The 12,993-nt window shown below is 64.2% G+C and carries 9 protein-coding genes; all 9 read left to right on the top strand.

The features are described from left to right. Nucleotides 1-337 precede the first annotated feature (337 nt). Nucleotides 338-1,297, top strand: a complete 960-nt coding sequence (locus ACW9JE_RS22945) for an AAA family ATPase (RefSeq protein WP_457434035.1) — start codon at nt 338-340, stop codon at nt 1,295-1,297. A 5-nt stretch (nt 1,298-1,302) separates the two neighbouring features. Next, nucleotides 1,303-2,247 (top strand): DUF58 domain-containing protein, encoded by a 945-nt coding sequence (locus ACW9JE_RS22940; RefSeq protein ID WP_457434034.1) that lies wholly within the window; start codon nt 1,303-1,305, stop codon nt 2,245-2,247. Next, nucleotides 2,244-2,738 carry a DUF4381 domain-containing protein gene (locus ACW9JE_RS22935; protein WP_457434033.1) on the top strand — a complete coding sequence of 165 codons (495 nt, stop codon included), beginning with the start codon at nt 2,244-2,246 and terminating at the stop codon, nt 2,736-2,738. Before ACW9JE_RS22940 ends, ACW9JE_RS22935 begins: the two co-directional genes overlap by 4 nt. Next, complete coding sequence (locus ACW9JE_RS22930; protein WP_457434032.1) at nt 2,731-3,810, top strand: vWA domain-containing protein; 1,080 nt, start codon at nt 2,731-2,733, stop codon at nt 3,808-3,810. The genes ACW9JE_RS22935 and ACW9JE_RS22930 overlap by 8 nt, the downstream gene beginning before the upstream one ends. Continuing rightward, a complete protein-coding gene (locus ACW9JE_RS22925; protein WP_457434031.1) occupies nt 3,807-5,540 on the top strand; it encodes a tetratricopeptide repeat protein in 1,734 nt (577 codons plus the stop codon). The genes ACW9JE_RS22930 and ACW9JE_RS22925 overlap by 4 nt, the downstream gene beginning before the upstream one ends. Further along, nucleotides 5,537-7,177 carry a BatD family protein gene (locus tag ACW9JE_RS22920; protein ID WP_457434030.1) on the top strand — a complete coding sequence of 547 codons (1,641 nt, stop codon included), beginning with the start codon at nt 5,537-5,539 and terminating at the stop codon, nt 7,175-7,177. Before ACW9JE_RS22925 ends, ACW9JE_RS22920 begins: the two co-directional genes overlap by 4 nt. Before the next feature lie 250 nt (nt 7,178-7,427). Then, the gene (locus ACW9JE_RS22915; RefSeq protein ID WP_457434029.1) at nt 7,428-8,672 is read left to right on the top strand and encodes an exonuclease SbcCD subunit D C-terminal domain-containing protein; all 1,245 of its coding nucleotides are present in this window, start codon (nt 7,428-7,430) and stop codon (nt 8,670-8,672) included. Continuing rightward, a complete protein-coding gene (locus tag ACW9JE_RS22910; RefSeq protein ID WP_457434028.1) occupies nt 8,669-12,310 on the top strand; it encodes an AAA family ATPase in 3,642 nt (1,213 codons plus the stop codon). Before ACW9JE_RS22915 ends, ACW9JE_RS22910 begins: the two co-directional genes overlap by 4 nt. After that, nucleotides 12,307-12,903 (top strand): glutathione S-transferase, encoded by a 597-nt coding sequence (locus tag ACW9JE_RS22905; RefSeq protein ID WP_457434027.1) that lies wholly within the window; start codon nt 12,307-12,309, stop codon nt 12,901-12,903. The genes ACW9JE_RS22910 and ACW9JE_RS22905 overlap by 4 nt, the downstream gene beginning before the upstream one ends. Nucleotides 12,904-12,993 lie beyond the last annotated feature (90 nt).

The raw sequence follows: 12,993 nt of genomic DNA, 5'->3' as shown, positions 1-12,993 counted from the left end.
TTGTGGCTTGGCGCGGGACCTGTGGGAGCGGGCTTGCTCGCGAAGGCGGAGTGTCAGGCGACATCGACGCTGGATTTGCCGGCCTCTTCGCGGGCAAGCCCGCTCCCACAGGGGTTGTGATTGCTCGGGCTTTTTTGTGCCAACGCCAGGCCCTGTAGGAGCGAGGCTTGCCCGCGAAGAGGCCACCAGAGACCCCACTACCCTCAATTTCCCCCTTCATCCCGCACTTTCCCCAAAATGCCGTTAGTCGCCGCCCCCCGCGATGGATTAAAGTAACGCCCCCAGCCCCGGCGTTTTCCAAACGGCCTCGGGTACCTTTTTGCAGGAACAGTCATCGATGGAACATCGTGAAGCGCTTCTCGCGCTGCGAACCTTTCTTTCAACGCAGATTCTCGGCCAGGAAAAGCTCATCGAGCGCTTGCTCATCGCCCTGCTCGCCGACGGCCATATGCTGGTCGAGGGCGCTCCGGGCCTTGCCAAGACCAAGGCCATCAAAGAACTCGCCGAAGGCATCGAAGCCCAGTTCCATCGCATCCAGTTCACCCCCGACCTGTTGCCAGCCGACATCACCGGCACGGAAATCTATCGTCCGGAAACCGGCAGCTTCGTGTTCCAGCAAGGGCCGATCTTCCACAACCTGGTGCTGGCGGACGAAATCAACCGGGCGCCGGCCAAGGTTCAGTCGGCGTTGCTCGAGGCCATGGCCGAGCGCCAGGTCAGTGTCGGGCGCAGCACTTACGAGCTGTCGCCGCTGTTCCTGGTAATGGCCACGCAAAACCCCATCGAGCAGGAAGGCACCTATCCCCTGCCCGAAGCCCAGCTCGACCGCTTCCTGCTGCACGTAAAAATCGGCTTCCCGGACGCCGCCGTCGAACGCAAGATCCTGCAGCAGGCCCGTGGCGAAGCCTTGAACGGCGAAACCAAACCCGAGCGCCGGGTCAGCCAGCAGGCGATTTTCGCCGCGCGCAAGGAAATCCTCGGTCTGTACATGGCCGATGCCGTGGAGGAATACCTGGTGCAGCTGGTGATGGCGACCCGCAACCCGGCCAAGTTCGACTCCGAAATGGCCGAGTGGATCGCCTATGGCGCGAGCCCCCGCGGCTCCATCGCCCTCGACCGTTGCGCCCGTGCCCACGCCTGGCTGGCCGGTCGCGACTTCGTCAGCCCCGAAGACATCCAGGCGGTGCTGTTCGATGTGTTGCGCCACCGCATCATTCTTTCCTTTGAAGCCGAAGCCGCTGGCATCGATCAGGACCGCGTGGTCCAGCGGATTCTCGACGTCGTAGCCGTCGCTTGACCCCGATGAACGCGCCCCTGCCGCCGGAACCCGGTATCCGCATCACCCTCGCCGAAATGATCGAGATGCGACACCGCGTGCGTGAAGTGCAGCTGTTCTCGACGCCGAGCCAGCGCAGCCCGCTGATCGGCCTGCACCACTCCAAGCTGCGCGGGCGTGGCGTGGACTTCGATCAGGTGCGGGTCTATCAGGCCGGCGACGACGTGCGCACTATCGACTGGCGCGTCACTGCACGGACCCAGGAACCCCACACCAAGCTGTTCCACGAGGAACGCGAGCGGCCGATCTTCATCATGGTCGAGCAGAGCCGTCGGCTGTTCTTCGGTTCGGGGCTGATGTTCAAATCGGTGCTCGCCGCCCAGGCCGCAAGCCTCATCGGCTGGGCCGCGTTGGGGCATAACGACCGGGTCGGCGGCCTGGTCTTCGGCGACAACGAGCACTACGAGATCAAGCCCCGGCGCAGCAAACAGAGTCTGCTGCAATTGCTCAACCGACTGGTGCGGGTCAATCAATCGCTGCACACCGAGAGCGAAGAGAACCGCGATGCGTTCGGTATTGCCCTGCGCCGCGCCCGGGAAGTTTCGCGCCCCGGCAGTCTGGTCATCGTGATCTGCGACGAGCGCGCCCTGACCGAAAGCGCCGAGCAACAGCTGAGCCTGCTGTCCCGCCATTGCGACCTGTTGTTACTGCCGCTGTCCGACCCGCTGGACCACGCCCTGCCCGCCGCCGGCTTGCTGCGTTTTGCCGAACGCGGCGCACAACTGGAGCTCGACACCCTGAATTTCGAACTGCGCCAGACCTACCGCGCCCAGGCCGAAGCACGCATCGCCCGTTGGGAACTGCTGGCGCAAAAGCTGCGGGTGTTGATGATGCCGCTGAGCACCCAGAGCGAAATGGTCGAGCAACTGCGTGAGTACCTGAACCCTCAGAAACCGGGGAAAGGTCGATGAACGGACTGGAAAACCTGCAGCCGCTGATCTCCCCGCCGCCAATCGGTTTCTGGCCGCCCGCACCGGGCTGGTGGTTGCTGCTGTTGCTGATCCCCGTCATTGGTTTCGCCGCGTGGAAGCTGCGGCACTTCATTGCGCAGAAGAAACCCATCGTGCGTGCCGAACAGCCGCTGGACCCGGCACGCATCGCCGCCCTGGCGGAACTGGCGCTGATGCCCAAGCCCTACGATGGCGCCCCCGCCGGTGCCTGGCTGCAGCAGCTCAACGGCCTGCTCAAGCGCCTGTGCCGCAACCATTACCCCAATAGCCAGAGCCATACCCTCAACGGCCGCAAATGGCTGGCCTTCCTCGACAACCGCTGCCCGGCCGCCGGCCTGACCCGCTGGATGGTGCTGGTCGAAGGCGCCTACAAACCCGAATGCAAACTCGACGACAAGGCCATCGCCGGCCTGACCCAGGCGGTCGACACCTGGATTCGCAAACATGTTTGAGTTCGCCTGGCCGTGGATCTTCGTGCTGCTGCCCTTGCCGTGGCTGATGCGCATCGCGCTGCCGGTGGCCGATAGCGGCGAGCCGGCGCTCAAAGTCAGCTTCCTCAACGACCTCGAAGGACTGGCCCGGCGCCGTGCCCGCGCCAACCTGCCGGCCTGGCGGCAACAGGCGCCATTCCTGCTGTTGTGGCTGATGCTGCTGACCGCCGCCGCGCGCCCGCAATGGCTCGGTGAACCATTGCCGATTGCCGCCAGTGGCCGCGATCTGCTGGTCGCCGTAGACGTGTCCGGCTCCATGGATTTTCCCGACATGCAGTGGCAGGACGAGGACGTCAGTCGCCTGGCGCTGGTCCAGCACCTGCTCGGCGATTTCCTCGAACACCGTGATGGCGACCGGGTCGGCCTGATCCTGTTCGGCAGCCAGGCCTATCTGCAGGCACCGCTGACCTTCGACCGCCACACCGTGCGGGTCTGGCTCGATGAAGCGCGCATCGGCATTGCCGGCAAGAACACCGCCATCGGCGACGCCATCGGTCTGGCCCTCAAACGCCTGCGACTGCGCCCCGCCCAGAGCCGGGTACTGATCCTGGTCACCGACGGTGCCAACAATGGCGGCGAAATCGACCCGCTCACCGCCGCGCGCCTGGCCGCCCGGGAAGGCGTGAAGATCTACCCGATCGGCATCGGTGCCGACCCTGAGCAAAGCGGCACCCTGGGTTTCCTCGGCGTCAACCCGAGCCTGGACCTGGACGAGCCGTCCCTCAAGGCGATTGCCGAAGTTACCGGTGGCCAATACTTCCGCGCCCACGACGGCGAAGAACTGCAAGCGATCAAGGACACCCTCGACCAGCTGGAACCGGTGACCCAACAACCGACCCAGGCGCGCCCGGCTCAGGCGCTGTATCAGTGGCCGCTGGCGATGGCGCTGATCTTGAGCATGTTGCTGGTGGCCCGCGAGCTGTGGCCGGACAACCCGCTGCAACGCCTGATGACCAAGGATCTGTTTTTGCAAACGCAACTGCCTGACTGGCGCCAGCGACTCAAACGCCTGCGCCTGCGGAGACGCCGATGAGCGCGCTTTGGCCTTTCTGGTTCCGCCCCTGGTGGCTGCTGTTGTTGCCGCTGCTAGGCTGGCTGCTGTGGCAACTCTGGCATCGGCAGAAACGCGCCGGGCGCTGGCAGATGATTCTGCCGCCGGCCTTTCATGGTGTGCTGCTCAGCGGTGGCAACGGTCGCGGCAGCAAACTGCCGTGGGTCGCGCTGGGCGTGGCATGGCTGCTGACCATACTCGCGCTGCTGGGACCAAGCTGGGAGCGTGTCGAGCAGCAAAGCCAGAAACCCGCCGACTCGCTGGTGGCGATCCTGGAATTGACCCCGGAAATGCTCGCCACCGACGTCCCGCCCAATCGTCTGGAACAGGCCCGGCGCAAGCTGCTGGACCTGCTGCAGGTTCGCAGCGATGCGCAGACCGCCATCGTCGTCTATGCCGGCAGCGCCCACACCCTGGTGCCGCTGTCGGACGACCTGTCCACCAGCCGCAACCTGCTGGACGCGCTCAAGCCGTCGCTGATGCCCGAAGCCGGCCATCGCGCCGATCTGGCGGTGATTAAAGCGCTGAACCTGCTGGAGCAAGCGGCCCTGGGCGACGGCCGGATTCTGTTGATCGGCTCGTCCTTGAGCGAACTCGAACGCCAGGGCATCCGCCAGGCACTGAGCGGCAAATCTACCCAACTGCTGATGATCGGCGTCGGCACCGCCGAAGGCACGCCGATCACCCAGGAAGACGGCAGTTTCCTCAAGGACGAACAGGGCGCGATTCTGGTGCCGCATCTGGATGAGCCCGGCCTGAAAGCTTTCGTCAATGAGCTGGACGGGCGCTATCGCCACGCGCGCCTGAGCGACGCCGACCTGCGCGGCCTGGGCCTGCTCGACGGTCCGCGCAGCCTGCGCAACGACGGCCAGACCCTGCGCCTGGATACCTGGGCCGATCAGGGTTACTGGCTCCTGTTGCCGTTGTTGTTGCTGGCGGCCTGCGCCGGGCGCCGTGGCTGGCTGTTCTGCCTGCCGCTGCTGTTGGCCGTGCCGCAACCGGGTTATGCCTTCGACTTCCAGGACCTGTGGCTGCGCCCCGACCAGCGCGGTCTGCACCTGCTCAACCAGAAGCGCCCGGCCGAGGCCGCCCAGCATTTCGAAGATCATCAATGGCAAGGCGTGGCCCTCTACGAGGCCGGCGACTACAGTGCCGCCGCCCAGCGGTTCGCCGAGGGCAATGACGCCAACGCCCACTACAATCGAGGCAATGCCCTGGCCAGGAGTGGCGAGCTGGAAGCCGCGCTGGATGCCTACGAACAGGCCCTGGAACGTCAACCGGACCTGCGTCCGGCGCTGACCAACAAGGCTCTGGTGGAAAATCTGCTCAAGCAGAAAGCCAATCCGCCGGCCAACGAACCGGACAAAACCGAGCAGGCCGAGACTTCCGAACAGGAATCACCGCCCGGTGCCGCCACCCAGCCGCAGGGTCCGGGAGAGCCGACCAACGCCGAGGAGCAAGCCAGCGCCGAGGACGAGCAATCCGCCACGACGCCGCCAAAACCTGGAGCCAACGAAGTGCCGGGCAGCGAACTGGGTGACGAACAACACACCACGCCACCTATGCGCCCGGCCAGCGACAGCATCGAGGGCGAACAGCAGCAGGCGCTGGAGCAATGGCTGCGGCAGATCCCGGATAATCCGGGGGAATTGCTCAGGCGTAAATTCTGGTACGAACAGCAACAACATCAGGATCAGGGAAAAACTCGATGACCCGCTGCACCGCTTTCACCCTCACCCTGCTGTTTTGCGCCGTTCAGGCCCAGGCCGCCGAGCTGGTTTCCAGTGTCGATCGCGCGCGCCTGAACTCCGGGGAGACAATCGAACTGACCCTGGAATCCAACGACGTCACCCAGTTCGGCAAGCCGGATCTGGCGCCGCTGGAGCCTTTGTTCGAAGTGCGCGGCACCCGTCAGGTCAACCAGTTGAACACCATTGGCGGCGACAACCGCGCCACCACCCGCTGGATCGTCACCCTGCTGCCCAAGCAGAACGGCAGCGTGGTGATCCCGGCGCTGAGCCTGGGCGACGTGCAGAGCCAGCCGATCACCGTGCAAGTGGTCGAGAGCGAAGCCCAGGAAAACACCAACAAACTGGCACCGGTGTTCATCGACGCCAGCCTCGATCAGTCCAGCGTCTACGTGCAGGCCCAGGCCATCCTGACCCTGCGCATCTACCATTCGGTGTCGCTGTACGACGACAGCAGCCTGCCGCCTTTGCAGATTCCCGATGCGCGCATCGAACAGCTGGGCGAGTCGCGCACCTACGAAAAAGACATCAACGGCGTGCGCCATGGCGTGATTGAAATGCGCTACGCGATCTACCCGCAGCACAGCGGCGAACTGATCATTCCGGGGCAGGTCTTCAACGCCGCGCTGGTGGACGCGCAACCTGCGCAGGACGCCGCCGCGCAGTCGCCGAAGTCCGGCAAGCTGATGCGCGTCAGCTCCGCCGAGCTGCTGCTGACGGTCAAGGCCAAGCCCATCACCTACCCGGCCGACATGCCTTGGCTGCCGGCGCGCAGCCTGACCCTGAGCGAAACCTGGAACCCGGAACCGGAACACGTTCAGGTGGGCGATTCGCTGACCCGCAGCCTGACGGTTAAGGCTGAAGGCCTGGCCAGCTCGCAACTGCCGCCGCTGCCCGGTACCGAAGCCAATGGCTTGCGTCGTTATCCGGATCAGCCGGTGCTGGGCAATCAGAACAGTGATCGCGGGCTGGTCGGCAGTCGTGAGGACCGTGAAGCGCTGGTGCCGTCGCGCAGCGGCTCGATCGAGTTACCCTCGGTGGAAGTGGTATGGTGGAACACCTTCGAGGATCATCTGGAGCACAGCAGCCTGCCGGCCAGAAGCCTGCAGGTGGCAGCCAATCCGAGCCTGATGGTCGACACGCCGGCCGGTGTTTCCCCAGTCAATGCGGCGGCTGAAAACGAAGCCTTGTGGCGCTGGAAGCTCAGCAGCCTGATCCTCGCCTGCACCACCCTCCTCGGCTTCGGCCTGTGGTGGCGCGCGCGTTCGCAACCGGCGGTGCTGCGCGCCGTGCAGGCCGGCCCGAGCCCGCGAACCGTACTCGACGAGCTCAAGCGCGCCTGCCTGGCCAACGACCCCCACGCCACCCGCCAGGCCCTCGACGCCTGGGCCCGCCAGCAACCGGAAACCCTGGCCGACATGGCCGCCCGTTTCGTGCCGTTGTCCGATGCACTGGATGGTTTGAATGGCGCGCTGTACAGCGAAGCCGGGCAGCATTGGCAGGGTGAGGAATTGTGGCGGGTGATTCGCACCATCCCAATTGCCGAACGCACCCAGGATCCGACGGGTGATAGCGGCCTGCCGCCGCTCTATCCCAAATAAATCTCCAATCTCCTGTAGCAGCTGCCGAAGGCTGCGTCCGGCTGCGAAGCAGTCGTAAACCCTGCCAGCGCGGTCTGTCTGATCCACCGCGTGCTCAGGTTTTGCGACTGCTTCGCAGCCGGACGCAGCCTTCGGCAGCTGCTACATGGGTTCCGCGACCACATACAAACCGTTTGCCAGTAAACTCTTTCCCCTTTCGCCGCTGTCATATTTCTTCGCGGCCATTACCTTATTTCCTACGGAGTTCGCCTTGCGTCTGTTCCACACCTCCGACTGGCACCTGGGGCAAAACCTGCACGGCCAGGATCGCGATTTCGAGCACGGCTGTTTTCTCGAGTGGCTGCTGCGTCAGCTCAAGACCGATCAGCCCGATGTACTGTTGATCGCCGGCGATATCTTCGACACGGTCAATCCACCGGTCAAAGCCCAGGAACGCCTCTACGACTTCATCGTCAGCGCCCACGAACAGCAGCCGAAGCTGACCATCGTGATGATCGCCGGCAACCACGACTCCGGTTCCCGCATCGAATTGCCGGCACCGCTGATGCGCCGCCTGCGCACCCATGCATTGGGTCGGGTGTTGTGGCTGGATGATGGCCAGCTCGACGCCGAGCGTCTGCTGCTGCCGCTGCCGGACGCCAGGGGCAAGACCGTCGCCTGGTGCCTGGCGCTGCCCTTCCTGCGCCCGGCTGAAGTGACTGGCCCGCACTTGGGCGACGACTACCTGCGCGGGATCGGCCAGGTTCACGAGTGGCTGATCGAAGCGGCCAACGCCAAGCGCAAGAAAGGCCAGGCGCTGATCGCCATCAGTCACGCTCACATGGCCGGCGGTTCGGTATCGGAAGATTCCGAGCGCAGCCTGATCATCGGCAACGCCGAAGCCCTGCCCGCCAGCCTGTTCGGACCGAGCATTAGCTACGTCGCCCTCGGTCACCTGCACAAGCCGCAGAAGGTCAACGGCGAAGAGCGGATTCGCTACAGCGGTTCGCCCATTCCCCTGTCGTTCTCGGAAATCGCCTACCAGCACCAGATTCTCGACATCACCCTCGAGGGTGAAAAGCTCGTCAGCGTCGTGCCAAAGGTCATCCCCCGTTCGGTGAACCTGCAACGCCTGGGCCCTGCGCCGTTGGCGGAGATTCTGCTGCAACTGGCCGACCTGCCGATCATCGACCTGCTCGCCGACTACCAACGACAGCCATGGCTGGAGGTGCGGGTGCGCCTCGACGAACCGCAGCCGGATTTGCGCCAGCAAGTGGAAGCCGCTCTGGAAGGCAAGGCCGTTCGCCTGGTGCGTATCGCCGCGGAATACGCCGGCAGCGGTCGCCGCGATGGTGCGGACGACGGTGACGCCCTGATCGAACTCGACCAGCTCACACCCCAGGAACTGTTCAGCCGCGCCTGGCTGGACAACTACGGCAGCGAGGTCGACGAGCAGACCCTCAAGGACTTTGCCGAGCTGCTGCAAGACGTGCAAATGGAGAGCGAACAGCCATGAAAATCCTCGCCATTCGCCTGAAAAACCTCGCCTCCCTGGCCGGCCCTTTCGAGATCGATTTCACCGCCGAACCGTTGGCCAGCGCCGGCCTGTTCGCCATCACCGGGCCGACCGGCGCGGGTAAAAGCACCCTGCTCGACGCCTTGTGCCTGGCGCTGTTCGGCACCGTGCCACGCCTCAAAAGCGTGCAGGGATCGGCGAAGTCGCCAGACGTAGACGGAGACATCAACACCGACGACCCGCGCACGCTGCTGCGTCGCGGCACCGGTGACGGTTTTGCCGAAGTGGATTTTGTCGGCATCGACGGCCGCCGCTATCGCGCGCGCTGGGAAGCCAACCGCGCCCGGGACAAGGCCGCCGGCCGCTTGCAGGCCAGTCGCCAGAGCTTGCGCGACATCGATCAGGATCAACTGCTGGCCAGTCAGAAGACCGAATTCAAGACCCGCATCGAAGCGGTGCTGGGCCTGAATTTCGAACAGTTCACCCGCGCCGTGCTGTTGGCGCAGAGCGAATTCAGCGCCTTCCTCAAGGCCGACGATAACGACCGCAGCGAACTGCTGGAAAAACTCACCGACACCGCGCTTTATACCCGTCTGGGCCGTCGCGCCTTCGACAAGGCCAAGGAAGCCCGCGAAGCGCACAAGCTGCTGCAGGACCAGGCCAGCGGCGTCACACCCCTGGCGCCGGAAGCTCGGGCGGAGCTGGATGAGCGCTTCAGCAGCGCACAACAGCAGCTCAAGGTGCAGCAGGCGCAACTCAAGCAACTCGAGTTGCAGCACACCTGGCTGAAGACGCTTCGTGAATTACAGGACGCGCAACGCAGTGCCAGCGAGCAACTGCAATCGGCCCAGACCCACTGGCAGGGCCTGGGCGGCGAACGCCTGAAGCTGACCCGCCTGGAACAACTGGCACCGCAACGGCACCAGTTCGCCCGCAAGGCGCAGATCGATGCGCTGCTGACCCCGTTGGCTGCACAGATCGCCCAACAGACTTTGCAGCATGCCGAACTCAGTGAGCGTCAGACGCAGCTCGAGCAACAGCTGGGCGCCAGCCGAACCGCATTGAGCGAAGCGCAGCAGCGACAAACCGACGGCGCGCCTTTGCTGCGTCAAGCCTTTGAAGCGCAGAGCACCCTCGCCCGTCTCGCCAAGGACACAGCCCAAAGCGCTGAAACCCGGCAAAACGCCGAGTCGGCCTGCACTCAGGGTCAGAGCACAATTCAATCCTTGCAGGAACGGCAAACCCAGGTCGCCGAACACCTGCAACGCATCGCCGTGGAACTGGAACAAAGCGCCCATTTGGCGCCCTTGAGCGATGCCTGGAGCGCTTACCGCGATCGCCTGCAACAGCTGATGCTGATCGGCAATCGCCTGAATCAGGGCCAGGTGGAACTGGCCAGCCTGGAACAGAATGCCGCCACGGCCGCGCAAGCCCTGACCGCGCAAAAGCAGCAGCTGGAAGTGCTGTTCAAGGAAGCCGATGCCGAGCCGGACGCCGTCGCCGAGCAGATCGGCATTCTCGGCACCCTGTTGCAGGACAACCGCAAACAACTGCGGGCCATCGAAGACCTGACTCGCCTGTGGGCCAGCCAGCAGGAACTGGACAAGCGCGATGCCGAGCTGCAACAGCGCCAGCTCGCCGCGCAGCAGGAACGCGAGCGTCTGACCCAGGACGGGGTCAAGACCAAGAACGAGCTGAGCGTCGCCGAGCAAACCCTCAACGTCACCCGCGAATTGCTGGAGCGCCAGCGTCTGGCGCGCAGTGCCAGTGTCGAGGAGTTGCGCGCGCAGTTGCAGGACGATCAGCCGTGCCCGGTCTGCGGCAGCAACGAGCATCCCTATCACCAGCCCGAAGCGCTGCTGCGGAGCCTCGGTCGCTTCGATGAGAGCGAACAGGCCAACGCGCAGAAAGCCGTCGATCAGCTCAAGGAAAAGCTCCTGGAATTGCGCGCCGAAGTCGGAGGCGTGATTGCCCAGCAAAAGGAACTGCTGCAACAGCAGGAACAGTTGGCGAGTCAGCGTCAGGCACTGGCCCCGAGCCTTGAAGCTCATCCATTGAGCGCATCGCTGCTGGATCAGGACGCCGCTCAGCGCGATACCTGGCTGGCCCGGCAAAACAGCCAACTGAACCAGAGCATCACTCAGGATGAACAGCGGCAAACCGCCCTGCTCACCCTGCAACAAGACGCCGCGCGCCTGACCCAGCAACTGCGCCAGGCGGAGACCGCGCATCAGCAGGCGGCGCAGCAGCTGGACAATCAACAGCGTGAGCTGCGAAACGACCGCCAGCGCCTGGACGAAGAACTCAACGCCTTCGCCAGCCTGTTGCCGGACGAAACCCTGCAAGCGCTACGCAGCGAGCCGGCCACGACCTTTCTGCAACTCGACCGGCAGATCAGCGAGCGTCTGGCGCAACTCGAACAGCAGAAAGAAGAGTTGGCCGAGCAGCAACAGCGTCAGCAAACCCTGGACAAGGAGCAGGACCGTCAACTGGCCCGCGTGCAGCAACTGCAAGCCGCCGAGCAACAGTTCACTGCACTGGCCGAACAGCAACAGGCAAGCCAGCAGACCCTCGGCCAACTGCTCGGCGAACACGCCAGCGCCGAGCAATGGCAGCAGCAACTGGAACGGGACGTCGACAGCGCCCGCAACGCCGAGAGCACCACCGCCCAGTCCTTGCAGGACGTCGTCACGCAACGGGTGCAAATCAGCGCCGAACTCAAGGCCCAACAGGAGCGCCAGCAGGCGCTGGAAGGCGAAGCGGTCGAGCTCGCCGGCAAGATCGCCGACTGGCGCGCCGGTCACCCGGAGCTGGATGACGGTGGTCTCGAAGACTTGCTGCAAGTCGACGACGCCCAGGTCAGCGAACTGCGCCAGCGCTTGCAGAACAGCGAAAAAGCCATCGAACAGGCCAGCGTCCTGGTGCAGGAACGCGACAAGCGTTTGCAGGAACATCAGGCGCAGCACAACGGCAACCTCGACGCCGAACAACTCGCGACCGCCCTCACCGACCTGCAACAGCAATGCGTTGTCAGCGAACAGGCTTGCGCCGAGCTGCGTGCAGAACAGGCCGAGGACCAGCGCCGGCAAAACGCCAATCAGGCCCTGGCGCAGCAGATCGCCGAAGCCTATGCCGAGTATCAACGCTGGGCGCGTCTGAATGCCTTGATCGGCTCGGCCACCGGCGACACCTTCCGCAAGATCGCCCAGGCCTACAACCTCGACCTGCTGGTGCACCACGCCAACGTGCAGTTGCGTCAACTGGTGCGCCGCTATCGCCTGAAACGCGGCGGCAGCATGCTCGGGCTGCTGGTGATGGACACCGAAATGGGCGACGAACTGCGTTCGGTGCATTCGTTGTCCGGCGGCGAAACTTTCCTGGTGTCGTTGGCGTTGGCACTGGGACTGGCGTCAATGGCGTCGAGCACGCTGAAAATCGAATCGCTGTTCATCGACGAAGGCTTCGGCAGCCTCGACCCCGAATCCCTGCAACTGGCCATGGACGCCCTCGACGGCTTGCAGGCCCAAGGGCGCAAGGTCGCAGTGATTTCCCACGTACAGGAAATGCACGAGCGGATTCCGGTGCAGATTCAGGTGCAGCGCCAAGGCAACGGCCTGAGCACGCTGGAGGTGAAATGATCACCCTCTACTCCTTCCGCCGCTGCCCCTACGCCATGCGGGCGCGCATGGCCTTGCGTTATTCAGGTGTGGCCGTGGACATCGTCGAAGTCAGCCTCAAGGCCAAGCCCGCCGAGATGCTGGCGCTGTCGAGCAAGGGCACCGTGCCGGTGCTCAGCATCGACGGCCGCGTGTTCGATGAAAGCCTGGAAATCATGCGCTGGGCCCTGGCGCAGAACGATCCGCAGGATTGGCTGCTCAAGGCTGATCCTGACGGCGCGGACCGCATCGCGGCGTTGATCGAAGAGAACGATCAGACGTTCAAGGTGCATCTGAATCGCTACAAGTATGCCGAGCGCTATCCCGAGCAACCGATGGAGGCTTATCGCGCTGAGTGTGAAGTGTGGTTGCGCAAGCTGGATGAGTTGTTGGCGGATCGGGGATATCTACTGGCCGACCATCCGAGTCTGGCGGATGTGGCGTTGATGCCGTTCGTGCGGCAGTTCGCCCATGTCGATCGCGAGTGGTTTGCGCAGACGCCTTATCGGCGATTGCAGCAATGGCTGGAGCGGTTCCTGACGTCAGAGCTGTTCACATCCATCATGAAGAAATAACCCGCTTCCTGTAGGAGCGAGCATGCTCGCGATGGTGATTGGGACGCCGCGGGGTATCAGATGCCCCGCGTTATCGTTGACGACCATCGC

The organism is Pseudomonas sp. SDO55104_S430 (assembly GCF_054070595.1).
The sequence above is the reverse complement of the archived record's forward strand: the minus strand, read 5'-3'. Positions and strand labels throughout refer to the sequence as shown.